Source organism: Streptomyces sp. NPDC047000, from assembly GCF_040644295.1.
In the GTDB taxonomy this organism is placed as follows: domain Bacteria; phylum Actinomycetota; class Actinomycetes; order Streptomycetales; family Streptomycetaceae; genus Streptomyces.
In genome coordinates, this window is sequence record NZ_JBEYWE010000016.1 from 97,308 (window position 1) to 120,644 (window position 23,337).

Annotated in this window: 18 protein-coding genes, 3 tRNA genes and 1 pseudogene; 12 read left to right on the forward strand and 10 right to left on the reverse strand. The window is 72.4% G+C overall.

From position 1 onward, the window contains the following. The first annotated feature begins 40 nt into the window (after positions 1 to 40). Complete coding sequence (locus tag ABZ862_RS24090; RefSeq protein WP_360961435.1) at positions 41 to 709, forward strand: bifunctional DNA primase/polymerase; 669 nt, start codon at positions 41 to 43, stop codon at positions 707 to 709. A 465-nt stretch (positions 710 to 1,174) separates the two neighbouring features. Here the strand turns inward: ABZ862_RS24090 and ABZ862_RS24095 are convergent, their stop codons facing one another. The 3 genes and pseudogenes from ABZ862_RS24095 to ABZ862_RS24105 all read right to left on the reverse strand — a co-directional run bounded on the left by ABZ862_RS24095 (position 1,175) and on the right by ABZ862_RS24105 (position 4,491). Then, positions 1,175 to 2,140: a DUF5926 family protein gene (locus ABZ862_RS24095; protein WP_360961438.1), complete on the reverse strand. Its 966-nt coding sequence runs from the start codon at positions 2,138 to 2,140 to the stop codon at positions 1,175 to 1,177. 784 nt (positions 2,141 to 2,924) lie between these two features. Beyond that, a pseudogene (locus ABZ862_RS24100) lies at positions 2,925 to 3,440 on the reverse strand (ATP-binding protein); the annotation flags it as partial. A gap of 127 nt (positions 3,441 to 3,567) precedes the next feature. Further along, positions 3,568 to 4,491, reverse strand: a complete 924-nt coding sequence (locus ABZ862_RS24105) for a glycerophosphodiester phosphodiesterase family protein (protein ID WP_360961441.1) — start codon at positions 4,489 to 4,491, stop codon at positions 3,568 to 3,570. 267 nt (positions 4,492 to 4,758) lie between these two features. Between ABZ862_RS24105 and ABZ862_RS24110 the strand changes: the two genes are divergently transcribed. The 3 genes from ABZ862_RS24110 to ABZ862_RS24120 all read left to right on the forward strand — a co-directional run bounded on the left by ABZ862_RS24110 (position 4,759) and on the right by ABZ862_RS24120 (position 6,996). Continuing rightward, positions 4,759 to 6,219 (forward strand): trypsin-like peptidase domain-containing protein, encoded by a 1,461-nt coding sequence (locus ABZ862_RS24110; protein WP_360961444.1) that lies wholly within the window; start codon positions 4,759 to 4,761, stop codon positions 6,217 to 6,219. Positions 6,220 to 6,324: 105 nt separating this feature from the next. Continuing rightward, positions 6,325 to 6,828 (forward strand): YfbM family protein, encoded by a 504-nt coding sequence (locus ABZ862_RS24115; RefSeq protein ID WP_360961447.1) that lies wholly within the window; start codon positions 6,325 to 6,327, stop codon positions 6,826 to 6,828. Positions 6,829 to 6,909: 81 nt separating this feature from the next. Beyond that, positions 6,910 to 6,996: transfer RNA gene (locus ABZ862_RS24120), tRNA-Ser, on the forward strand. Positions 6,997 to 7,182: 186 nt separating this feature from the next. Here the strand turns inward: ABZ862_RS24120 and ABZ862_RS24125 are convergent. The 4 genes from ABZ862_RS24125 to ABZ862_RS24140 all read right to left on the reverse strand — a co-directional run bounded on the left by ABZ862_RS24125 (position 7,183) and on the right by ABZ862_RS24140 (position 10,304). After that, positions 7,183 to 7,716 (reverse strand): NUDIX hydrolase, encoded by a 534-nt coding sequence (locus ABZ862_RS24125; RefSeq protein WP_360961450.1) that lies wholly within the window; start codon positions 7,714 to 7,716, stop codon positions 7,183 to 7,185. A gap of 230 nt (positions 7,717 to 7,946) precedes the next feature. Continuing rightward, positions 7,947 to 8,225: a hypothetical protein gene (locus ABZ862_RS24130; protein WP_360961452.1), complete on the reverse strand. Its 279-nt coding sequence runs from the start codon at positions 8,223 to 8,225 to the stop codon at positions 7,947 to 7,949. A gap of 38 nt (positions 8,226 to 8,263) precedes the next feature. Then, positions 8,264 to 9,295, reverse strand: coding sequence for a hypothetical protein (locus tag ABZ862_RS24135; protein ID WP_360961454.1), 1,032 nt, complete (start codon positions 9,293 to 9,295; stop codon positions 8,264 to 8,266). Positions 9,296 to 9,395: 100 nt separating this feature from the next. Beyond that, the gene (locus tag ABZ862_RS24140) at positions 9,396 to 10,304 is read right to left on the reverse strand and encodes a bifunctional DNA primase/polymerase (RefSeq protein WP_360961457.1); all 909 of its coding nucleotides are present in this window, start codon (positions 10,302 to 10,304) and stop codon (positions 9,396 to 9,398) included. Between the two features lie 183 nt (positions 10,305 to 10,487). Here ABZ862_RS24140 and ABZ862_RS24145 point away from each other — a divergent pair, with 183 nt between their 5' ends. From ABZ862_RS24145 to ABZ862_RS24165, 5 genes are all read left to right on the forward strand, one after another. Further along, the gene (locus tag ABZ862_RS24145; protein ID WP_360961460.1) at positions 10,488 to 11,543 is read left to right on the forward strand and encodes a bifunctional MaoC family dehydratase N-terminal/OB-fold nucleic acid binding domain-containing protein; all 1,056 of its coding nucleotides are present in this window, start codon (positions 10,488 to 10,490) and stop codon (positions 11,541 to 11,543) included. Beyond that, the gene (locus tag ABZ862_RS24150; protein WP_360961463.1) at positions 11,540 to 11,974 is read left to right on the forward strand and encodes a MaoC/PaaZ C-terminal domain-containing protein; all 435 of its coding nucleotides are present in this window, start codon (positions 11,540 to 11,542) and stop codon (positions 11,972 to 11,974) included. The genes ABZ862_RS24145 and ABZ862_RS24150 overlap by 4 nt, the downstream gene beginning before the upstream one ends. Continuing rightward, positions 11,971 to 13,146 (forward strand): lipid-transfer protein, encoded by a 1,176-nt coding sequence (locus tag ABZ862_RS24155; RefSeq protein ID WP_360961466.1) that lies wholly within the window; start codon positions 11,971 to 11,973, stop codon positions 13,144 to 13,146. The genes ABZ862_RS24150 and ABZ862_RS24155 overlap by 4 nt, the downstream gene beginning before the upstream one ends. 254 nt (positions 13,147 to 13,400) lie before the next feature. Continuing rightward, the gene (locus ABZ862_RS24160; RefSeq protein ID WP_360961469.1) at positions 13,401 to 13,961 is read left to right on the forward strand and encodes a SigE family RNA polymerase sigma factor; all 561 of its coding nucleotides are present in this window, start codon (positions 13,401 to 13,403) and stop codon (positions 13,959 to 13,961) included. 499 nt (positions 13,962 to 14,460) lie between these two features. After that, positions 14,461 to 16,116, forward strand: coding sequence for a long-chain fatty acid--CoA ligase (locus ABZ862_RS24165; protein WP_360961472.1), 1,656 nt, complete (start codon positions 14,461 to 14,463; stop codon positions 16,114 to 16,116). 79 nt (positions 16,117 to 16,195) lie between these two features. Here ABZ862_RS24165 and ABZ862_RS24170 read toward each other — a convergent pair whose 3' ends face one another. Then, a complete protein-coding gene (locus tag ABZ862_RS24170; RefSeq protein WP_360961475.1) occupies positions 16,196 to 20,788 on the reverse strand; it encodes a PAS domain-containing protein in 4,593 nt (1,530 codons plus the stop codon). A gap of 348 nt (positions 20,789 to 21,136) precedes the next feature. On the opposite strand from ABZ862_RS24170, the gene ABZ862_RS24175 reads away from it, so the two are divergent. Both ABZ862_RS24175 and ABZ862_RS24180 read left to right on the forward strand, forming a co-directional pair. Next, positions 21,137 to 21,227: transfer RNA gene (locus ABZ862_RS24175), tRNA-Ser, on the forward strand. A 184-nt stretch (positions 21,228 to 21,411) separates the two neighbouring features. Next, positions 21,412 to 21,484: transfer RNA gene (locus ABZ862_RS24180), tRNA-Arg, on the forward strand. 154 nt (positions 21,485 to 21,638) lie between these two features. Here the strand turns inward: ABZ862_RS24180 and ABZ862_RS24185 are convergent. Next, entirely contained in the window at positions 21,639 to 21,938 is a 300-nt protein-coding gene (locus ABZ862_RS24185) for a hypothetical protein (RefSeq protein ID WP_353599374.1), read from the reverse strand. Between the two features lie 129 nt (positions 21,939 to 22,067). Here ABZ862_RS24185 and ABZ862_RS24190 point away from each other — a divergent pair, with 129 nt between their 5' ends. Then, a complete protein-coding gene (locus ABZ862_RS24190; RefSeq protein ID WP_360961478.1) occupies positions 22,068 to 22,316 on the forward strand; it encodes a hypothetical protein in 249 nt (82 codons plus the stop codon). 266 nt (positions 22,317 to 22,582) lie between these two features. On the opposite strand, the gene ABZ862_RS24195 is transcribed toward ABZ862_RS24190, so the two are convergent. Next, complete coding sequence (locus ABZ862_RS24195; protein WP_360961481.1) at positions 22,583 to 23,212, reverse strand: hypothetical protein; 630 nt, start codon at positions 23,210 to 23,212, stop codon at positions 22,583 to 22,585. Positions 23,213 to 23,337 lie beyond the last annotated feature (125 nt).

Sequence of the window (23,337 nt, forward strand, 5' to 3'; positions counted from 1 at the left end):
ACGGTGTTGCCAGCGGTGCAACGGAAAGGAACGAGCGCTCATGCGCGAGATCCTCGGAAGGCGACGCAGGCTCCTGTCCAGGCGGAACGGCGGGCGGCCTGAAATGCTCGGCGCGGCCCTGACCTTCGCGACGGAATGGCAGTGGCCGGTGCTCCCGGGTGTGGCCCCGGACCCGCAGGGGCGGGCCGGCTGCGCATGCCCCGACCCGGATTGCTCGGTGCCCGGTGCGCATCCCTTCGACCCCGGCCTCCTCGCGGCCACCACCGATGAGCGGATGGTGCGCTGGTGGTGGTCCAACCGGCCGACGGCGCCGGTCGTCCTGGCGACGGGAGGCCCGGCGCCGTGTGCGATCAGCCTGCCCGCTCCGGCGGCCGCTCGCGCGCTCGCCGCGCTCGACCTGGCCGGGCTGCGGCTCGGCCCGGTGATCGCCTCGCCCACCCGCTGGTCGCTGCTGGTGCGGCCGTACTCGCTGGAACAGCTGGGCGAACTGCTCTACTCCAAGGACTTCGTCCCGGGCTCCCTCCGCTTCCACGGAGAGGGCGGCTATCTCGCCCTGCCGCCGTCCGAGACCGGCCTCGGACAGATCCGCTGGGAGCGCGCTCCGCTGCCCGGCTCGGCCCGGCCGTGGGTGCCGGACGTGGAGGCCGTGGTGGACGCGGTCATCGACGCACTCACCAGCGGTACGGGTGTGAGCACACCGGAAGCCTGAAAGGGCGCTGTCGCCGCGATGGGCCGGGCGCCGGGGGCAACTCGGGCGCACCGGGCCGGGGTTGACGTTCCTCGCGGGACCGTGAGGGTCGCCGGGCAGGAAAAGACCCGGTTGCTGGCGACGGGGGATGCACCAGCAACCGGGCTACTGAAACGGTAACAAGAGATCGGGCGTTCGCAAATTCGATCTCGGCTATTCGGACACGGATTGCCTTGTCACGATGGGGAGTTGTGACACGAGTCACGAGTTGCGCACCCGCTGTGGCCGTCCGCGGGCCGTCCGCGGGCCGTCCGCGGGCCGGGTGTACGCCGGGTGTGCGCCGAGCGGGGCCGGGTGTGGCCGCATGGGAACGACTGATCGGACGGGTGATCGATCCCGTCCGATCATGAGCGTTCGCGATGTGCCGGCCGCCCCTCCGGTGACCTCAGCCGGTGACCTCAGCCGCTGACCGTCAGCGGCCAGCCGTCAGCTGAGGGTGACCTGGCGGTTGGTGAGTCCGCCGCGGGCCCGGCGCTCCTCGGCGGTGAGCGGCGCGTCGGAGGCGAGGGCGGCGACGAGACGCTCGGCGAACTCGGCGGCCGGCTTCTCGATGTCGTCCGCGCCGGTCCCGCTCGGCAGGTCCCACACCGGCACGGTGAGCCCGTGGGCACGGAAGGACCCGACCAGCCGGGTGCCCTCGCCGAGGCCGGAGCGGCCGGCCGCGTGAAGGCGGGCGAGCGCGTCCAGCAGGTGCTCCTCCGGGTACGGCATGACCCAGCGCAGGTGGTTCTTGTCCGGGGTCTCGCACCAGTAGGCGGCGTCGACGCCGGTCAGCTTCGCGGTGGGGATGGCGGCGGCGTTGGCCCGCTCCAGGGAGGCGGTCACATCGGGGGTGGCGTTCTCCGCGTCCGGCACCCAGAACTCGAAGCCGCTGTGCACAACTGGCTCGAAGGCGCCCTCGGGGTCGAGCAGATCCTGCATCCGGGGCCCGTCCGCCGGAGCGCGGCGGCCCTGGACCGGCGTACCCGGCTCGGCGGTCAGCGCCCGCAGGAGGGTGTCGGCGAGGTCGCGGCTGATGTCGCCGGACGCCGTGTCGTTCTGCAGGCCGAGCAGGACCGAGCCGTCGTCGCGGCGCAGGGCGGGCCAGGCCATCGGCAGCACCGTGGCGAGCGTGACCGACGGGACGTCCTCCGGCAGGCCGTCGCGGAGCGTCAGCCCGACGGTGGCCGCGGGCACCAGCTCGCGCAGCGCCACCCAGTCGCACTCGCCGGGCAGCCCCTCGAACGGGCGCTGCACCAGCTCGGTCACGGCATGCGCGGCGGCACGGCCGTGACATGCCTTGTAACGCCGCCCGCTGCCGCACGGGCAGGGCTCGCGGGCGCCGACGACCGGGACCTCTCCGTCGGTGATCTGCGGGCGGGCGCCCTTCGTCTGAGGTCGCTTCTTGGCCATCGTGGGTGTCTCCCGGTTACGGCTCGTCTCGTACGGGCGCGAGCCTAGCCGCTCGGACCGCGGGGGACGGGGCGCTGTGGACGACGGGGCGGCGGGGGCGGCCGGGGTCGGTGCGCCGGACACCTTGCCGCCCTCCCGACCGGCAGGCCACGTCGCAGGCGGGCCGCCCGCTCCCGCCGGGCCTCCGGCGGGCCTTCGCCAGGGTCCGCCGGTCCCGTCCGCTCCGGTCCGGTGCGAGCAGGGGCCGGTACGGCTCGGTCCAGGGCCCGGTTCAGGGCCGGTCCGGAACTCAGTCCAGGTCGTAGAAGGCGTCCGTGAAGTCGAGACGCGTCAGACCGTGCACCCCCGTCCGGCCCGTCAGCCCCGTCACACCTGGCGGCCCGTACCGGCCGACCGGCTTCGGCAGGTAGCCGGGGTCGGGTGCGTCCTTCGGCCCGGGGACCGGAGGAGGAGCGACGCGCGTGGCGAGACCGGTGCGCCGCCTGCGGGTGTCCCGGTCACGGACCCGCTCAGGACCCACCTCCTGCCGGAGGTCCTGAACCTGCCGGAAGTCCTGGACCGGATGCAGGTCCTGGACCGGGCGAAGATCACCGCGCAGGTCCGTACCAGTGCCCACAGCCGCCCCCGCCCCTACGCCCGCACCCGCGCCCGGAACCGCACTTGGGATCGCACCCGCACCCGTCCTCCTGCCGGAGCCCGTGGCACTGCCCGTGCCGCCGCCTGGACGGCTGTCCGCCCGGCCGTCCCCGCGGGCGTCGCGGCCGGTGTCGTCGCAAGGGCCGCCGTGGACGATCACCCATACGGTGACCTCCCCGCGGGCGTCGTCCCGTACGCCCCAGTCGTCGGCCAGCGCCGTGATGATGTTCAGCCCGCGGCCGCCGTGCGCGGTGACCGAAGGGGTCGCCGGAGCGGGGCGGGTGGGACCGCCGCCGTCCGTCACCTCCACCACGAGGCACCCGCGGGCGTCGACCCGCCATGCGGCCCGGACATCGCCGTCGCCGGCCGGCGCGTCGCCCAGCGGACGACCGTGTTTGCACGCATTGCTCAAGAGTTCGGAAAGGATCAGAACGGCATCGTCGATGACCGTTTCGGGGACACCGCCTGTACGCAATTGAGTGCGCATCCGGTGTCTTGCCTCCCCCACGCCCGCAGGGCCATGGGGTACGGCCATGCTCGACGACGTGGGCACTTCCTGTGCCACCACCAACGCCACCCCCGAGACCTCCTTCGCCCCACGCCACCGTGTGGATGCCCTGTCGGCCTGTACCGGAAACCGGCCATTGCCTGTACGGTGACGCATTCGCAATGAGAGGCCGGACGGCGTACGCGCCGGAGCACTTCCGGTGACGCCACGGTCACGGTCTGACGGCGCTCCCGCGGTCCGGGCGTCCGGAACGGCGTCCCCCCCGCTCAGCGCCGCCGCGCCGCTAGCTCCCGCTCTCGCTGCCACCGCGTCCGAGCCGCTCCAGCACCGCGCGCGGCCGGTTGGTGATGAGGGCGTCGACGCCGAGTCCGACGCACAGATCGATGTCCTCGGGCTCGTTCACGGTCCAGACGTGCACCTGGTTCCCCGTCTGCTTCAGCCGCTCGACGAACGCCGGGTTGTTGCGCACGATCCGGATCGAGGGTCCCGCGATCCGGACTCCGGCGGGCAGCCGCCCGTCGCGCAGCCGGGGCCCCAGGAACTGCATCAGGTAGACCGTCGGGAGGGTCGCCGACGCGGCGCGCACCCGCTGCAGCGAGCGTGCCGAGAAGCTCATGACCCGGACCGGCGACTCGTCCGCGGAGGCGGGGGTGCCGAGCCCGAACCGCGTCAGCAGTTCCAGCAGCCGTTCCTCCACCTGGCCCGCCCAGCGGGTGGGGTGTTTGGTCTCGACGGCCAGTTCGACCCGGCGCCCGGAGTCGGCGATCAGCTCCAGCAGCCGCTCCAGGGTCAGTACGGAGGTGTGCTCGGCCGGCTCGGACCACTGCTCCGGCTGCTCCGGCTGCTCGAGCCGCGCCGACCGCTGCGGCTGCCGCGGCCGTGCCGGCGACTCGGGACCGGTCTCCCAGTCGGGCTCCTCGCCCCGCCCGCGCGAGATGTCGCGCGTCTTCCAGGAACCGAAGTCCAGGGCGGCCAGGTCGGCGAGCTCCAGTGCGGAGACGGCGCCGCGGCCGTTGGACGTACGGTTGACGCGCCGGTCGTGGACGCACACCAGATGCCCGTCCGCGGTGAGCCGGACGTCGCACTCGAGAGCGTCGGCACCGTCCTGGATCGCCTTCATGTACGCGGCGAGGGTGTGCTCGGGGGCGTCCTCGGAGGCGCCGCGGTGGGCGACGACCTGGATACGGTGCTGTGGAGCGAGGGTCACCGCGACATGGTGCCATCGCCGGAGGACGGGCGGAGAGCGGGCGGATAAATAAAAATGCCAGATTTGCCGTATGTATACCTTATAAAGGATCGTCGGATACCCATAGCCACCGCTTATGGTGCTCTGACGGCCCGTGGGAAAAGCTGACGTCGTACACAGCGCAAGTGTGGGCGAGTGCTGCCCGTACGACGACAGCGCAACGACAGCCATGACCACAGCGCAAAGACAGCTGTGACGGACAACAGCCGTGGATCGAGGAGAAGAGCTGTGAGCACCGAGAACGAGGGCACCGCGGTACCCCCGGCCCCGTCCGCACCCCCCGTGCCGGTGGAGACTCCCGCGGCTCATCAGCAGACGACGGCCTACGACCGGAGCACGCAGACGACCCCCCTGCCCCCGGTCGGGCAGCCGGGCCCGCAGTCCGGCCCGGTGTATGCCGCGGCGGACGGCCCGACCGGACCGGCGGCCCCCTCGGGCGGCCCGGCGCCGGACGGCAGCTGGCCGCCCCCGCCCCCCGCCACTCCCCCGTACGCCGACGGCGGCGCGGGGGCCGGAGCGGGCGGCTGGGGCTCGACGTACCAGCAGCCGGCGCCCAAGCCGGGCGGCGGGCGCGGCGGGCTGATCGCCGCGGTGCTGGTGGCCGCGCTGGTGGCGGGCGGCCTGGGCGGCGGTCTCGGTTACACCCTGGCGAAGAACAACGACAACAACGGCTCGACCACGGTGTCGGCGTCGACCGACAGCGGGGCGTCGCAGGTCAAGCGCAGCGCCGGCACGATCGCGGGGGTGGCGGCGAAGGCGCTGCCGAGCACCGTCACCATCGAGGCGGAGTCGACGAGCGGCGAGGGCGGCACCGGCACGGGCTTCGTCTTCGACACGCAGGGCCACATCGTCACGAACAACCACGTGGTGGCGGACGCGGTGGACGGCGGAAAGCTCACCGCGACGTTCCCGGACGGCAAGAAGTACAACGCCGAGATCGTCGGCCATGCGCAGGGCTACGACGTTGCCGTCATCAAGCTCAAGAACGCGCCGTCGGACCTCAAGCCGCTCGCTCTGGGCGACTCGGACAAGGTGGCGGTGGGCGACGAGACGATCGCCATCGGCGCCCCGTTCGGTCTGTCCAACACGGTGACGACCGGCATCATCAGCGCGAAGAACCGCCCGGTCGCCTCCAGCGACGGCAGCTCCACCAGCAAGGCGTCCTACATGAGCGCTCTGCAGACCGACGCCTCCATCAACCCGGGCAACTCCGGTGGCCCGCTGCTGGACGCGTCGGGCTCGGTGATCGGTATCAACTCCGCGATCCAGTCGACGGGCAGCGGCGGCCTGGGCGGCACCTCCCAGTCGGGTTCGATCGGCCTGGGCTTCGCGATCCCGATCAACCAGGCGAAGTTCGTCGCCCAGCAGCTGATCAAGACCGGCAAGCCGGTGTACGCGAAGATCGGCGCGTCGGTCTCCCTGGAGGACTCCACGCAGGGCGCGAAGATCACCGACCAGGCCTCGGGCGGTTCCGCCGCGGTCGAGTCCGGCGGCCCCGCCGCGCAGGCGGGCCTGAAGCCCGGTGACGTGATCACGAAGCTCGACGACACGGTGATCGACTCCGGCCCGACCCTGATCGGCGAGATCTGGACCCACAAGCCCGGCGACACGGTCAAGATCACCTACAAGCGCGGCGGCGAGGAACACACCACCCAGCTCACCCTGGGCTCCCGCACCGGCGACAGCTGACCGGACACCGCTCGACCGGCCTCCGCCCGTGTGCCGTGCACGCCCGTACGTCCGTATGCCGTGCACGCCCCGGTCGGGGGCCGGTCGCGTCTAACCTCTCCACCCATGAGCATGATCGGCGAGTACCTGCGTGTGACGCCTGCCGACCTGAGCAAGGCGATCGAGGACCCCGACTGGGCGGTACTCCTGGCGGAGGCGGCCCAGGACGCGGCGGACACCCACCCGGAACCCCGTCCGGCCGCCGCGCGCCACTTCTCCACGTACAAGACCTGGGACCTGCTCCGCCACCTCCTGACACGCGCCGTCTTCCCCGTGAACGTCATACAGGGCGAGGAACTGTTCCCCGACCCGGAGGACTGGGTCTACGGCCCGCCCCGCTACCTGCCCCCCGACCGCGTCCACGAGGCCGCCGACCGACTCACGGCCCTGACCTACGACCTCCTCATCGCCGGCGTCACCCCTGCCGAACTGACGGAGACCGAGGTCTACCCCCAGCACTGGGACGCCCCCGGATCACTCGAGTGGGCCCGCCCCTGGTACGAGGGCCTGGCCGAGTTCTTCGAGGCGGCGGCAACGGACGGCGACGCGATGATCATCTGGCTCGACTGACCCCCCACCGGCCTGTCAGGGACGCCCACAGCCGCGTACCGGTACGCTGTACCCGCTCCGCCCCTGGTGGGCCGGAGCACAGGTGGGTTGCCCGAGCGGCCTAAGGGAACGGTCTTGAAAACCGTCGTGGCGGCGACGTCACCGTGGGTTCAAATCCCACACCCACCGCGCAGGTCAGAAGCCTTGCAGGTCAGAAGGGGTGTCACTCTCCGGAGTGGCACCCCTTCCCTGTGGCCTTGTCCTACTCCGTCCCGCCCATGTCCCGGAGTCGACCAGTGCGCATGGGCCGGCGGTGGGCCGGGACGCCCGTGCGGAACCGGTGGTCGGTGGGGGCGGCCTCCGGGGGCGGGGCGGTCAGTGGAGTGGCTCGTCGAGGAGGACGTGGAGGAGGCCTACCAGGGAGCCGCTGCTGACGATCTCCTGGCGGTCGATCATGCCGCGGATCGCCGTCAGGGGGATCCATTCGATGCGGTCCGACTCGTTCAGTTCCGTCGGCGGCCCCACGTACGTGGCTCCGTCCGCGCGGAAGACGTGGTGCTGGGAGTCGGTGATGCCGTTGGCCGGTTCGGCGTAGATCAGCGGCTTGACCGGGCCCGGGCGCCAGCCCGTCTCCTCCAGGACCTCACGTGCGGCGGCGTCGGCCGGGGTCTCGTCCTCCTCCACCAGGCCCATGGGGAGTTCCCAGGCCCAGGTGTCCGTGATGAAGCGGTGGCGCCACATCATGAGGATCTCGCGCCGTTCGTTGACGACCGCGGCCACGGCCAGGTGACGGAGCTTGACGACGTGGTGTTCCCAGCGGTTTCCGTCCGGTGTCTCGATGTCGGTGAGCCAGAGGTTCACCCACTCGTTCTCGTAGATCGGACGTTCCCCGTGGATCTTCCACTGCATCGCTGTGGCCCCTTTCGATCGGGCTTCAGCATCGCAGAGCCTGCCCCTGCCGGTGGGCCGGAAAGGCCAGTTGGGGTGTTGGTCGTGTGTACGTGTTGTGTCTGTGGGTGTGAGGGTTGACGGCCGGGTGGCCCGGGTGGCCCGGATGGTCCGGGCCGCTTCCGGCAGGGACGTCAGGGGGCGGTCGGGGTGGCGGGGGTACGGGGTGTCGCGCGAGGGTGCTGCGGGGGTCAGGGCTGTAGGCCCAGGAGGGACAGGAGGTCGGTCACCGTGAGGGTGCCGAGGCCCTGGAAGCTGTAGATGTTGTGGTTGTTGATGTCTGTGATGTTCGTGATGTCGGTGCCGGCGCCGGTGTGAGGGCCGGCGCCGGCAGCGATGCCTGCGTCGGCGTCGGTGAGGGTGCCGGGGTTGTGGTCGGCTGCGTGGGCCAGGGGTGAGGCGAGTGCGGTGAGGAGCACTCCGCACACGACCGCCGCGCGGAGGCCGCGTTTCGTCGCTGATCTGAGCATGTCGCCGTTCCTTTTCCGTCGGTCTCGGGTGCGGTAGGTCAGGTGGCTCTGATCTCGCCCAGCGGGCGGTATCCCGCCCAGCACGGGGTGTCCAGGCGCAGGGTGCCGGTGCCGCCCGCGCCTCCGTCGCAGTACGAGGACGCGACGACCGAGTTCAGGAACGCGCCGTTCGGGTCGATGTCCGTTCCCCGGTACGGTGCCCCGGTGAAGCTGAACGCGCCCACGTTGAGCGAGTCGTACGGGCATCCCGGGTTCGACGAGAAACAGGCTGCCGCTTCGCCGATCGGGGGGTTTCCGTAATGCGTCGTGTTGAACGCCACCGTCCAGATGACCTGGGACGGAAGCGTGACGCCCGACGGGAAGGCGAACGTCAGGAGCCGGCCGATGGAATTGGCGCATCTCCCCGTGTTCGTGTTCAGGAATTTGCCCGCGTCCGCTCCCGTGCAGTTGGTCGGGTCCGCGGACGGGCGGTAGGGGATCGTCTGGGTCTGGGTCACCGTCGCGAGGAGGGCGCCGGGTGCCGGAGTGCCCGACGACGTGTTCACCGCGTAGATGTTCGCCGTGACGGGGTGCGTGAACGTGGCACCGGTCGTCGTGACGCAGTCACCGGTGTTCCAGTGGCCGCTCACGCTGCACGCGTAGCTCTGGAACAGTACGCGCAGCTCCGAGAGGGTGCGGCCCACCGGGGTCGGGCCCACCTCGTCCCCGAATTCGCGTGTCCCCGTCGCCTCGTAACCGAGGCTCGGCACCTGGGAGCATTGCAGTACGTCCACCGGCAGTGCCGTGTAGACGATGGAGCTGTCCTGCGAACCGGTGGTGCAGGGTTCCGCCGGCGGCTGCGGCGGCTGCTGCTGGGTGATCGATCCGATGCCTTGGAACGAGTAGGAATTCCCGTTGTTGATATGGGTGACGTCCAGGGTGTGGCCGCCGGGTTTTCCGTGTCCGGCGTGGGTGCCGTGATCGCCGTTTCCGTCGTGGCCGCCCGCGTGGGCCGCCTGCGTGCCCGCGGTAGCGAAAGCCGCGGCGGCGAAGAGCAGAGCGCAGAGTCTTCGGCTGAGGGAATGTCGCACTGGTTGGCCTCCTTGGGCATCAATCTGGGCCCAGAGGGAGGGGGAAATCCGTCAGGCTCTGCTGTGGGGACCGCTTTCTCCTTCTATCGGCGTACTTCCTTTACCCTTGCGGCCGGTTGCCCGTCAGGCGTGCCGCCGACGCCGTCGTCGCCCGCGCCTCGCGCTCCGTGAGTCCTGTGCGGACGGCCGCGTCCACCAGCGCGTCGGTCAGGCCGGGGCCCAGGCCGTTCTCGCAGGCGCGGCAGGCCGCCCAGAAGAGGCGGGTGTTGCGCTGGCCCGCGTGGGCCGACAGGACGAACTGCACCAGACCCTCGCCGTGCCCCCGGTCCGCGGGGGCCGGAGCCGACGTGCCCCGCTTCGGGCGGGGCGGCGGGAGCAGGAGGCGGAGGAGGGACCTCGGGCAGGGCGCCGGGGCCAGGTGTGCGGTGCCCGGCGCCAGCGTGTACACGCCCTGGTCGGTACGGGAGCCGGGGCCGACCAGGTAGCCGCCCGCGCCCCTGATGTCGATACCGGGGGCCAGCCGGCCGGCCGAGTTCGGGACCACGACGTCCGGCGGGCCGGTGAGCCACAGGTGGCGCCCGCCGGACGGGGTCAGGACGACGACCGTCGGCGGGATGGTGAACAGATGGCGCAGGGCCAGTTCGCGCAGCGCCGCCGAGGAGTCCGTGCCCGTCTTGACGTCCAGGTCCACGCCGATCAGACGGTACGGAGGCAGCCCGCAGGCGATGCCGTAACCGGTCGCCCGCGGCGCTGCGGCGAACAGCTCGCGGATCCGCGCCGGGTCGCTCGAGGCGTCGTACACCCCGTGGCCCGGGCGGCCGCACTCACCGTGGCAGGGCGGCGTCGCGGGGTCCTCGTCGTGGTGCGGGGAGCGCAGGGCCGGGAGCTTTGTCCGGGACAGTGGGATCACGGCCAGACCGCGTTCGGCGGCCGACAGGGCGTGTGCGAGGGCGAGGGCGGCGGCGTGTGCGGGGGCCAGGGGGGTGGCCTGTCGGTGGGTGGTGGCCATGACTTTAGTTTCGTACGAATGTTCGAGAATGGGAAGGGGGGTCTCGGGAGGCGATGTGCCGGGAGCGGTGGCGGGGGTGTTCGGCGGCTTGTTCCTGTGACCTTGACACCTTCCTCTGTCTGACGGACAGTCAGAAACTCGTGAGCGGCACCCTCAGCGGGACGACGGAAACGGAGTGCGGCCGTGGACGACGACGGGACGGCGGACGGCCCGGAGCAGCAGCCGGGCCGGCGGCTCAAGGCGTACGAGGGGCGGGTCGCCGCCCCCACGGCCGGTGGTCTCGACCCGGTCAACGCCCCGATGATCCGCCACTGGTGCGAGGCCCTCGGGGACCGCAGCCCCGCCTACACCGGGCCCGGCGCCGTCGCCCCGGCCACGATGCTCCAGGTGTGGACCATGTCCGGCCTCGCCGGGCGCCCGGGGCGTTCCGGCGCGTACGTCGAACTGCTCGGGCTGCTCGACGAACTGGGCTGTACCTCGATCGTCGCCACCGACTGCGAGCAGGAGTACCTGCGGCCGCTGCGGCCCGGTGACGAGGTCGCCTTCGACGCCGTCATCGAGTCCGTGTCGGACCGCAAGTCCACGAAACTGGGCAGCGGGTACTTCGTGACCACCCGCATGGACGTCCGGGTCGGTCGTGAACTCGTGGGCACCCACCGCTTCCGGGTCCTCAAGTACGCCCCGGCCGCCGCCGGTGCCTCCGGGGGCGCTGCCGGGTCCCCCAAGGCCGCCGCCGGTGCCTCCGGGGCCGCCGAGGGGAAACCGGCCGCCCGGCGGCCCCGGCCCGTCGTCAACCGCGACAACGCCGGTTTCTGGCGAGGGGTCGAGGACCACCGCCTCCTCATCCAGCGCTGCACCGCCTGCGGCACGCTCCGCCACCCCTGGCTGCCCGGCTGCAACAGCTGCGGCGGCCTTGGCTGGGACACCGTCGAGGCGAGCGGCGACGGCACCGTGTACTCGTACGTCGTCATGCACCACCCGCCCTTCCCCGCCTTCGATCCCCCCTACGCGGTCGCCCTGATCGAGCTCACGGAGGGGGTGCGCCTCGTCAGCGACGTGGTCGGCGTGCCGTACGACAAGGTGCGGATCGGGATGCCGGTACGGGTCGCGTTCCGCACGTATGACGAGGGCCTGGTGCTTCCCGTGTTCCAGCCCGCGGATCAGCCCGCAGACCCGGCCGATTTGGCCGGCCGCACCGGCCGTGCCCGCCCCTCGGACCCGCAGGAGGCCCGCCCGTGAAAGCCGGTGAGCGGCTCGCCCCGCTGGAGATCCCGATCACCCGCACCCTGATCGTCGCCGGGGCCATCGCCTCCCGCGACTACCAGGACGTCCACCACGACCCGGACCTGGCGCGGGCCAAGGGCTCCCCGGACGTCTTCATGAACATCCTCACCACCAACGGCCTCGTCGGCCGCTACATCACCGACCACTTCGGGCCCACGGCCGTGCTCCGCAAGGTCGCCATCCGGCTCGGCGCGCCCAACTACCCCGGGGACACGATGACGTTGACGGGCACGATCGAGGAGGTCGCCGGGACCGGTGACGGCACCGCCGTCACCGCGACCGTCCGGGTCACCGGCGCCAACGGCATCGGACGCCATGTGACCGGCACGGTCACCGTGACCGTACCGGCGCTGGCAGCCGCACAGGCCCCGGAGGACGGGTCGTGAGCCTGCGCGGCCGGGACTCCCTCGGCGGGCGGGCCGCCGTCGTCGGCATCGGGGCCACCGAGTTCTCCAAGGACTCCGGCCGCAGCGAGCTGAGCCTCGCGGTGGAGGCGGTGCGGGTCGCGCTCGACGACGCCGGTCTGGCACCGGCCGACGTCGACGGGCTGGTCACCTTCACCATGGACACCAGCCCCGAGATCACGGTCGCCCAGGCCGCCGGCATCGGCGAGCTGTCCTTCTTCTCCCGCGTCCACTACGGCGGTGGCGCGGCCTGCGCGACCGTGCAGCAGGCGGCGCTCGCGGTCGCGGCGGGCGTGGCCGAGGTCGTCGTCTGCTACCGCGCCTTCAACGAGCGCTCCGGCCGCCGTTTCGGCTCCGGCGTGCAGCACCGGGAGCCGTCGGCGGAAGGCGCCGCGCTCGGCTGGTCGCTGCCGTTCGGGCTGCTGACGCCCGCCTCCTGGGTGGCCATGGCCGCCCGGCGCTATCTGCACGCCTACGGTCTGACCCCCGAGGTGTTCGGGCACGTGGCCGTCGTCGACCGGGCGTACGCGGCGCGCAACCCGGCGGCGTACTTCTACGGCCGTCCCCTCACGCTCGCCGACCACGCCGCCTCGCGCTGGATCGCCGAACCCCTGCGGCTGCTGGACTGCTGCCAGGAGACCGACGGCGGTCAGGCGCTCGTCGTGACGTCGCTCGAACGCGCCCGTGACCTGCCCCGGCCGGCCGCCGTGATCGCCGCCGCGGCGCAGGGCGCCGGCCGCGCCCAGGAGCAGATGACGAGCTTCTACCGCGACGACCTCACCGGGCTGCCCGAAATGGGCGTCGTCGCACGCCAGCTGTGGCGGACCTCCGGACTCGCACCCGGTGACATCGACGTCGGGATCCTCTACGACCACTTCACCCCGTTCGTCCTGATGCAGCTGGAGGAGTTCGGCTTCTGCGGCCGGGGCGAGGCCGCCGGCTACGTGGCCGACGGACCGCTGCCCCTCAACACTCACGGCGGCCAGCTCGGGGAGGCGTATCTGCACGGCATGAACGGCATCGCGGAGGCGGTACGGCAGCTGCGCGGCACCTCCGTGAACCAGGTGGACGGGGCGGAGCGGGTCCTGGTGACCGCCGGGACCGGCGTACCGACCTCCGGTCTCGTCCTCACCGGGGACAGCCACCGGGCCTGACGCCGGGCCTGACGCCGCTCCCTCCCGCCCGGCACCGGCCCGGCACCGGCTTGGGCCCGGCCTGCCCCCGCCTCCCGCACGGATGAGCCGTACGGCCCTCGCGCGAGTGGACTCAGGGGCGGACCCGCAGTACATGCGGGCCGCTCGTCCACCTTCAGGAGGTGTAGACGGCCCCACCCCTACAACCTGAGGGGGACCCAGCTTCGGGACCTGGGGCCGATTTGCGGGAAACGCCTCGCTCTTAGCGTGGAGCCATGACCACATCCGTCTGCACCAGCGCGTCGGCCGTCGCGTACGCGACCTACCCGTCGTTCGCGTCGTACGTCATGGCCCGCCAGCCCGTGCTGCTGCGCACCGCCCGTTCGCTCACCGCCAACCCGAGCGACGCGGAGGACCTGCTGCAGACCGCGCTCACCAAGACGTACGTGGCCTGGGAGCGGATCGAGGACCACCGGGCGCTGGACGGCTATGTGCGCCGCGCCCTGCTCAACACCCGCACGTCGCAGTGGCGCAAGCGCAAGGTGGACGAGTTCGTCTGCGACGAGCTGCCGGAACCGGAACCGGCGTGGGGCGACGGAGACCCGGCGGAGCGGCAGGCGCTGCACGACGCGATGTGGCGGGCGGTCATGCGGCTGCCCGCGCGGCAGCGGGCGATGGTCGTCCTCCGGTACTACGAGGATCTCAGCGAGGCCCAGACGGCCGAGGTGCTCGGCGTGTCGGTGGGCACGGTCAAGTCGGCGGTGTCACGAGCCCTCGGCAAGCTGCGCGAGGACGCGGAGCTGGGGCTGGTACGCAGCGGGGCGGCGGCGTCGTAGCCGGACGACCGACCGCCGGCCGGGCCGCGGCCGGGTCACCTGCGGTCGTGCTGCGGGCCGGGCCCCGGCGATCGGGTCGCAGCCGGGTCACCTGCGGTCGTGCAGCGGCCGGGTCACCGGTGCTTGCGGCGCGGCCGAGGGACCGTCGGTCGTGTCCCGGCGGGGTCATCGCGGTCGTGTCGCGGCCGGACGACTGCCGGTGGTGCCGTGGCCCGGAGGCGGAGACCGCCGGTCGGCGCGGGTCGAGGTCACCCGCTGGGGCAACCGGTCGAGGTCACCGTCGAGGCCGCCGGTCAGGCGACCCGTGGAGATCGTCCGGCGTGCCGCAGCCCGCGATCATGGTCCTACCTGCGTCCCTGTGAGGTTCCCGACGTGCCCGGCGAGAGCGGTGTCACCAGTTCCCTCACCCCCGCCTAGTGACATACCGCGTGGTATGTGCGCACAATCAGCGCAAACCCTGACCACCGCGCAGGCAATGTCGCCGCCCCGGGAGGACGCCGTGCTGAGCACCATGCAGGACGTACCGTTGCTGATCTCCAGGATCCTGACCCACGGGTCGACGGTCCACGGCACCTCCGAGGTGATCACCTGGACGGGGGAGGGCGAGCCGCAGCGCCGTACGTTCGCCGAGATCGGCGCGCGGGCCGCCCAGCTGGCGCACGCCCTGGCCGACGACCTCGGGGTACGCGACGACGACCGGGTGGCCACACTGGCGTGGAACAACGCCGAGCACGTCGAGGCGTACTTCGCCATCCCCTCCATGGGCGCCGTGCTGCACACCCTCAACCTCCGCCTTCCGGCCGGACAGCTGGCCTGGATCGTCAACCACGCCGCCGACCGGGTGATCATCGCCAACGGCTCGCTCCTGCCGCTGCTCGCCCCGCTGCTGCCGCACTTCGAGAGCGTCGAGCACGTCGTCGTCACGGGCCCCGGCGACCGCGGCCTGCTGGCGGGCGCCGGGGTGCGGGTGCACGAGTACGAGGACCTGCTCGCCGGAAAGCCCACCGCCTACGACTGGCCCGAGCTGGACGAACGCCGTGCCGCCTCCATGTGCTACACCTCCGGCACCACCGGCGACCCCAAGGGCGTGGTCTTCAGCCACCGCTCGATCTACCTGCACTCCATGCAGGTCAACATGACGCAGTCCATGGGCCTCACCGACCGGGACACCTCGCTCGTCGTGGTCCCCCAGTTCCACGTCAACGCCTGGGGCCTGCCGCACGCCACCTTCATGACCGGCGTCAACATGCTGATGCCGGACCGTTTCCTGCAGCCCGCGCCGCTCGCCGAGATGATCGAGAAGGAGCAGCCGACACACGCCGCCGCCGTCCCCACCATCTGGCAGGGCCTGCTCGCCGAGCTGACCGAGAAGCCGCGCGACGTCTCCTCCCTCGTCCAGGTCACCATCGGCGGCTCGGCCTGCCCGCCCGCCCTCATGCGGGCCTTCGACGACCTCGGCATGCGGGTCTGCCACGCCTGGGGCATGACGGAGACCTCACCGCTCGGCACCATCGCCCGCCCGCCGGCCTCCGCCGTCGGCACCGACAAGGAGTTCGCCTACCGCCTCACCCAGGGCCGCTTCCCGACGAGCGTCCAGGCCCGCCTCACCGGCCCCGGCGGCGAACGCCTGCCCTGGGACGGCGAGTCGGCCGGTGAACTGGAGGTGCGCGGCCCCTGGATCGCGGGCGCCTACTACAACGGCCCCGACGCCGAACCCCTGCGCCCCGCCGACAAGTTCAGCGACGACGGCTGGCTGAAGACGGGCGACGTCGGCACCATCTCCCCCGACGGCTTCCTCACCCTCACCGACCGCGCCAAGGACGTCATCAAGTCCGGCGGCGAGTGGATCTCCTCCGTCGATCTGGAGAACGCCCTGATGGCCCACCCGGACGTCACGGAGGCCGCCGTGGTCGCGGTACCGGACGAGAAGTGGGGTGAGCGCCCGCTGGCCACCGTCGTCCTCAAGGAGGGCTCCACCGCCGACTTCGAGTCCCTGCGCGCCTTCCTCGCCGACGAGGGCCACATCGCAAAATGGCAGCTCCCCGAGCGCTGGACGATCGTCGAGGCGGTACCGAAGACCAGCGTCGGAAAGTTCGACAAGAAGGTGCTGCGCCGCCGGTACGCGGACGGGGACCTGGACGTGACGCGGCTCTGAGCGGCGGGCGCCGGGCGCCGGTGTGGCCGGGCCCCCGGATCTCCGGGGGCCCGGCCACACCGGTGGTCCTCGGGCCGCGTCAGTTGGTGCCGATGCGCGCCAGCAGGTCCACGATGCGGGCCTGCACCTCGTCGGTGGTGGACCGCTCCGCGAGGAACAGCACCGTCTCGCCCGAGGCCAGCCGCGGCAGGTCCGCCGGGTCGACGGCGGCCGTGTAGACCACCAGCGGAGTGCGGTTGAGCTGCCCGTTCGCGCGCAGCCAGTCCACGATCCCGGCCTGCTGCCGCCGCATCTGCATCAGGTCCATCACGACCAGATTGGGCCGCAGCTGACCGGCCAGCGTCACCGCGTCGGCGTCGCTCGCGGCCCGCGCCACCTGCATCCCGCGGCGCTCCAGAGCCGAGGTCAGCGCCAGCGCGATCTCCGCGTGCTCCTCGATGAGCAGCACCCGCGGCGGGTGCTGCTCGCTGTCACGCGGCGCGAGCGCCTTCAGCAGGACGGCGGGGTCGGCACCGTACGCCGCCTCGCGCGTCGCCTGCCCGAGACCCGCGGTCACCATCACCGGCACCTCGGCGGCCACCGCCGCCTGGCGCAGCGACTGCAACGCGGTACGGGTGATCGGTCCGGTCAGCGGGTCGACGAACAGCGCGGCGGGGAACGCCGCGATCTGCGCGTCCACCTCCTCGCGCGAGTGCACGATGACGGGACGGTAGCCGCGGTCGCTGAGCGCCTGCTGCGTCAGCACGTCCGGCGCGGGCCACACCAGCAGCCGCCGCGGGTTGTCCAGCGGCTCCGGGGGGAGTTCGTCGTCCAGCGGCTGCGGGCGCGGGGCGTCCGCCACCTCCACGGCGCCGCCCGGCCCGTCCAGCGGCTCGGGGCCCTCGGCGGCGTTCTCGTCCGGGGCGCCTATCGCGTACGAGCGTCCGGCGCCGTCGGTCGCCTTGGTGAGGCGGGGCTGCCCGGGGGCGGCGGCCCCTGCGCCTGTTCCCGGTCCCGTGCCTGTCCCCGCCGCCGGTCCGGCCAGGGACGGCTGCGGCTGGGCGAGGGGCCGGCCGGGGGACTGGTCGGCCGTCGGGCGCGGGTGGTCCGTGCCGGGGTCGGGCGGGGTGCCGAGCTTGCGGCGCCGTCCGGCGGAGGTCCCGTGCGGCGGGGTGACCGAGACGCCGGGCTGCGGGACCTGTACCTGCGCGGCCTGCGCCGGCCGGGTGAAGGGGACGCCCTGGCCGAGGGTACGGACGCTGAAGGCGCGGCCCTGGGTGGAGCCGGGGTCGAAGGGGAGGGCCGGCTGGGGAGCGGGCGCCTGCGCGGCGGGCGCGGGCAGGGGGGCGGGCACGGGTGCGGGTGTCGGGACGGCTGCCTCGGCGGGCAGCGGCTGCGCCACGGCGCGGGGCTGCGCGGGTTGCAGGGGCTGCTCGGCGGGGAGAGGAGCGGCCTGGGGCGGCTGCGGCTGGGCAGCCGGGGCGGGCTGCGGCGCCGCGGGTACGGGCTGGGCGACGGCCGGGACCGGGACGGCCTGCGCGACGGCGGGCCGGCCGGAGGGCACCTGCACGGGCCGGCCGGGGGCGACCGGGAGGGGCTGGGGCTGAGCGGCGGCGGCCTGCGCCGGGACCGCCGCGGCGGGAACGGGCTGCATCGGGGCGCCCTGCGCGGGCACGCCCTGCGCGGGCACAGCCGGCACCGGCACGCCCGGCACCGGCACGCCCGGCACCGGCACGCCTTGCGCGGGTGCGCCCGGCATCGCGGCGGCCTCGGCCGACGGCGCGGGCTGCCCCGGCGGCAGCGGCTGGCCGGGCGGCAGTGGCTGGCCGGGCTGCGGATCCGGCTGGGCCATCGCCCGGCGCCTGCGGCCCGTGGGTGCCTCGGTGGGGTGCGGCTGGGGTGGGGTGTGGTCGTCGGCCTGATCGTGCGGTGCGACATCGTGCCGCCCCTCGGCCGCATCCGGCGTGACGGCGACGGGCACGGGAGCCCCCGGCAGGGGTGCTGCGGGCACGGGCGTACCGGGCAGGGGCGTACCGGGCAGGGGAGCCGCGGGTGCCTGGCCCGGAACGGAGACCTGCATCGGTAGCGGAGCCGGTACCGGTACCGATGCAGCTACCGGCATCGGCATCGGCATCGGAGCCGGTACGGGTGCCTGTGCGGTGCCGTCCTCGGGCGCGCGGTCCGCGTCGGCGGGCGGCAGCGCGAAGACGGGACGGGGACCCGCGCTCGCCTCCTGCGCGGCGGCACGTTCGGCCGCGGCGGCCAGGGCACGCCGGCGGCGTCCCGAAGCCTGCGTACCGTCGTCGGTGGTGCCGGCACCACCGCCGGCACCGTCGGGGCCGGAGACCGCGGGCAGCGCGGGCATGCCTCCGGGCGGTACGGCGGCGGCCGACGCGGGCACCCCTCCGGGCGGTACGGCGGCCCCCAGACCGGTGCCGACGGCGGCGGTGCCCGCGGCATGCTCGGCCGCGGTCACCACGGCACCCTCCGACACGGCGGGCGGTACGCCGGTGCCCTGGCCGGCGGTGTCCTCGGCGGGCCGGCCCCGGCGCCGTCCGGTACCGCCGGACGTGTCGGTGCTCTCGACCACGACGGCCCCGGTCTCCTCGGCGGGCCGTCCGCGACGCCGACGCCCGGTCGGCGTGGGCCCCTCCGCCTCCGTGTCACCGGTCGTGTCGGACGCGCCCGGGACCTCGCCGTCCAGGAAGGCGTCGACGGACGACCGCCGTGCCCGGCGCCGCCCACCAGCGGAGGTGTGATCGGCGTGTTCCTCGGAAACCGGCTCCGCACCCGCCCCCGGTCCGGCGACGCCATCGGGACCCACGGCACCGGCCGGCCCCGCGGCCGGAGCGGGATCCATGACGGGCGGAGCCTGATCTGCCGCCGGCACCGGACCTGGCACCGGATCCGGCACCGGAGTCGCGACCGGCACCTGATCGGTCACGGGGGCCGGATCCAGGGCCATCATCTGCGGCTGCTGCTGCACCGGAACGGCCCCCGCCCCCGCCCCGAGGGGAACCTCGAGGACGTAGGCGCTGCCGCTCATACCCGGCACCTCGTGCGTCTGCAGCACACCGCCGTGGGCCCGTACGATCCCGCGCACGATCGGCTCGTGCACCGGGTCGCCCCCGGCGTACGGCCCGCGCACCTCGATGCGTACGACCTCACCGCGCTGTGCGGCGGCGACCACGACGGTGCTGTCCATGTAACCGCCCGCCGAAACGGGCGCGTTGCCCGTCGCGTCGACGCCGGCGACGTCGGCGATCAGATGGGCGAGGGCGGTGGCCAGGCGCTGGGGATCGACCTCGGCCTCGATGGGCGGGGCGTGCACGGCGAACTGGACCCGGCCGGGGCCGATGAGCTCGATGGCACCGTCGACACCGGCGGCGACGACGGCGTCGAGCATGACCTTGGCACGGCTGATGCCGGTGCCGCCGGAGTCGAGGAGCTGGAAGCCGAGGACGTTGTCGATGAGGGTCGTGATCCGGGCGTAGCCGGCCGAGAGGTGATGCAGGACCTGGTTGGCCTCGGGCCACAGCTGCCCGGCGTCGTCGGCGGCGAGGGCGGCGAGTTCGCGGCGCAGCTCGTCGAGCGGACCGCGCAGGGAGCGCCCGAGGAGGACGGTCAGCTGCTCGTAGCGGGAGGCGAGCGTCTCGTAGCGGTCCTTCTCCTGCTCGGCGAGTGTCGCGTAGCGGTCGTTCTCCCGTTCGGCGAGCGCGGTGTAGCGCTCCTCCGCGGCGGCCAGTTCCCCGGCGTGCCGCTCGGTGAGCTCCTCGACCTCGGTCACGTGCTGCTGGCGCAGGGCGGTGAGGTCGGAGGCGTGCTCCTCGGCGAGCCGCTCGATCTCGGTCTCGTGCTCCTTGTCGGCGGCGGCCTTCTCGTCGGCGAGGGCGTCGAAGGGGCGCCGGTCGGTGAAGGTCAGCACGGCGCCGACGAGCTGGTCGCCGTCGCGCACGGGTGCGGTGGTGAGATCGACGGGGAGCATGTCGCCGTTCTTGGCGAACACGACCTGCCCGCGGACCCGGTGCTTGCGGCCGGAGCGCAGGGTGTCGGCGAGCGGCGACTCGGAGTACGGGAAGGGGGCACCGTCGGGACGGGAGTGCAGGACGAGGGTGTGCAGTTCCTTGCCGCCGAGGTCGCTGGCGCGGTAGCCGAGTATCTGAGCGGCGGCGGGGTTGACGAGGACGATGCGCCCGTCGGTGTCGGTGCCGATGACCCCTTCGGAGGCGGCCCGGAGGATCATCTCGGTCTGCCGCTGGGAGCGGGCCAGCTCGGCCTCGGTGTCGACGGTGCCGGACAGGTCGCGTACGACGAGCATCAGCAGCTCGTCGCCGGTGTAGCCGTATCCGTCGTACGCCTGCTGGCCGTTCTCCAGGTTGGCGCTGGTGACCTCGACGGGGAACTCGAGGCCGTCGGTCCGCCGGGCGGTCATCCGGGTCGGCTTGGTGCGGCCCTGCGGGTCCATGTGGTCGGGCCGGCGCATGGAGCCGGGGATGAGGCGGGAGTCGAACTGCGGAAGCAGGTCCAGCAGCCCCCGCCCGACGAGGGCGGTGCCGGGCGCCTCGAACGCCTCGAGGGCGATCGAGTTCGCGTTGACGACCGTGCCGTTGGCGTTGACCAGCACCAACGCGTCAGGGAGCGCGTCGAGTATGGCTGCGAGGCGAGCAGCGCCTCGGGATGGCCTGCTGCTCACGAGCGCTTCCTCCCTGTTACCGCGTGTTGCCGACCGCTCCGGCCATCTTGCCAATCGGCCCGCGGTGTGTCACGCGAGGGAGTCTAAGGGAGGGGGTCGCCCGGGGGGTGCCGGATGAGAGGGAGGTCGCACGACGAAGTGGCGGCGGAAGGATGCAGAACCTGTGACGACACGTTTCCGCTCGCGCTCCGGTACCCGCGGAATCGTGGGGGACGTCTCTCGACCCGCGGGAAGACCTTTGCCCGGCGGCCTCTCCGCCTAGTACCGTAGGAGGCGATTGGTGACACGGCGCTAGCCTGTGTCATCATCTGCAGGCACCACTCGCGCACCCGCGCGGGGGGTCGTGCTGGAGGCGTCGCCTAGTCCGGTCTATGGCGCCGCACTGCTAATGCGGTTTGGGCCTTAAAGCCCATCGAGGGTTCAAATCCCTCCGCCTCCGCGCTTGATCACCGAAGCCCCGGTCCTCAGGACCGGGGCTTCGGCGTTGAGACGCCTTCTTGGCTGTTTTTGCAGGTCACAAGGGGTGGACCAAACGGATTTCACATGGCGGCGGCAGTCATGTAATGTTCTTCCTGTCGCCGGGACGGGCGGAAAACCCGAAGCGGAAGACGACAACAGAACAAGCACTCGTAGCTTAACGGATAGAGCATCTGACTACGGATCAGAAGGTTGCAGGTTCGAATCCTGCCGAGTGCACAGCAGACCAGAGGCCCTGTGGAGAGATCCACAGGGCCTCTGGCTTATGCCGTGACGGCAGTGCTTGACGGCAACCGCCTCAGAAGGCGCGGGGGCTCTTGCCGGCAGCTGCTTGAAGAGGCAGGTATTCCTGTGCCCGGCAGGAGCGTGTGCGTCAGACGGTCGCGGCCAGCCAGCCGATGGTCTCGGTGGTGTGCTTGCCGTCGCTCTTGGTGGCGCCGGCGTACACCTCGTTGAGGCGGATCAGGAAGCCCGTGTTCGTGACGTCATGGACGCGGATCCCCGGCGTCTCCGGGCCGTTGAAGGTCTGGGTCAGCGGGAGGACGACGACGTTGGAGCCCGCGGGGAACGGAGTCGGAAACGTGACGCGCGTGAAGGTCGAGGTGTTACCGCCGGTCGTCTCGATCGGGTTGTCGGACCTCAGGTCGATCTTGCCGGTCTGAATGAAGCTCATCGTCGACTTCTCTCGTGTGGAGGGATGGACAGCTCGGCTGTCTCCGGCAGCCGACGGGAGACTCGTCACCAAATGGGCGATGTATTCCGAAGTCCCACAAATGGGTGATCGTTTTTCGGACAGGGGTAGATGCTGCGCTTCCTGGCTGGTTCACGGGCCAAAGGCGTTCAGCCGGCCGGCTACGAAGGCGCCGGCCCCGCCGCCGTCATCGTCCGGATCGTGGTCGTCACCCCTCGGTGCGTCGCCGACCTGGTCGAAGGCGGAACGTTGCGAGTCGAGCCGTACGAAGGTGCAGACGTCCATGGTCACGCGAAGGGAACTGGGGCCGAGGACTTCCCTGATCATGCGGGCGTCGGCGCCCTCCTCGTGGGGGAGTGACGCGCAGGTGTGGCGCGGATCGCGGAAGCCGGACCTTACGGACGCCGGCGCGGACGCACAGTGCCTCGAAGAAGCGGTTCAGGTTGCGCGGCTCGACGGGGGCCCGTTCTTGGTGGTGAAGACGAAGCCCTGTCCCGTGCCCTTCCAGTTGCCCCCTGCGCCCTTCCGGTCGGCGATCTGCTGTGCCCGCTGAGCACGGAGCGCCGTCACGCACTCGGCCGGCAGGGCGACACGACGGGCCGAGCGCTGAGTCTTCGGTGCGACGATCAGCAGCTCACCGCCGACGCGCGGTAGGGCCTGCCGAACCGTGAGCACGCCTTCGTGAAGGTCCACGTCCGACCAGCGGAGCCCCAGCAGCTCACCCGCTGGAGACCGATGCGGACCGCCGGCTCGTACGCGGCCCAGAGCCGGTTGTCGCGAGCCGCCGCCAGGAGCTGACGTCCTTCCTTGACGGTGAGCGGTTCGATCTCGCGCTTCGCGCCCATGCTCAGCTCCGCGTTCCGGGCGATGCTGAGGGCCAGGGTCGGAAGCCCGGAGAAGTGCATGAGCCGGGCGACCGCGGTCATCTGGTCGGCGGGCAGCCCCCGGTTGAAGATCCGCTCCCACGAGGTGGCGAACAGCTCCACCGGCTTGACGGGGCGACCGGGCCGGAGGCCGTTGGGAAGACCGGTCTCCGGGCCGGTGATCTTCAGGGCCTCGGCGCGGTCCTCTTCCATGAAGAAGAAGGCGATCGTGCAGAGCTTCGTGCCGGTCTCGCGGTGGGTCGCGAACTGCGTCTTCTCGGTGTCCGCGTACTTCGGCACCGGCCGGGTGCCGACCATGATGTCGGGAGAGATCGAGATGCCGAGCGAACGGTTGACCTTCAGGTTTTGACGGGAACTCCGTAACGACGGCACGCCGGAGACAGCGTGGCACGGCCATCGTGCGCTGGTCCTGTAGATCAGCCACTGGCTGCGACGGCAGCGTCACGCGTCACCTCTGAGGCCGCCACCGCCGAGGGTGACAGGCACGGTGAGAAGCT

Excerpts from the sequence above, each read along its gene's own strand:
- ABZ862_RS24090 (WP_360961435.1), top strand. The coding sequence starts at position 41 with ATGCGCGAGATCCTCGGAAGGCGACGCAGGCTCCTGTCCAGGCGGAAC.
- ABZ862_RS24095 (WP_360961438.1), bottom strand. The coding sequence starts at position 2,140 with ATGGCCAAGAAGCGACCTCAGACGAAGGGCGCCCGCCCGCAGATCACC.
- ABZ862_RS24115 (WP_360961447.1), top strand. The coding sequence starts at position 6,325 with ATGAGCATGATCGGCGAGTACCTGCGTGTGACGCCTGCCGACCTGAGC.
- ABZ862_RS24125 (WP_360961450.1), bottom strand. The coding sequence starts at position 7,716 with ATGCAGTGGAAGATCCACGGGGAACGTCCGATCTACGAGAACGAGTGG.
- ABZ862_RS24130 (WP_360961452.1), bottom strand. The coding sequence starts at position 8,225 with ATGCTCAGATCAGCGACGAAACGCGGCCTCCGCGCGGCGGTCGTGTGC.
- ABZ862_RS24140 (WP_360961457.1), bottom strand. The coding sequence starts at position 10,304 with ATGGCCACCACCCACCGACAGGCCACCCCCCTGGCCCCCGCACACGCC.
- ABZ862_RS24160 (WP_360961469.1), top strand. The coding sequence starts at position 13,401 with ATGACCACATCCGTCTGCACCAGCGCGTCGGCCGTCGCGTACGCGACC.
- ABZ862_RS24185 (WP_353599374.1), bottom strand. The coding sequence starts at position 21,938 with ATGAGCTTCATTCAGACCGGCAAGATCGACCTGAGGTCCGACAACCCG.
- ABZ862_RS24190 (WP_360961478.1), top strand. The coding sequence starts at position 22,068 with ATGCTGCGCTTCCTGGCTGGTTCACGGGCCAAAGGCGTTCAGCCGGCC.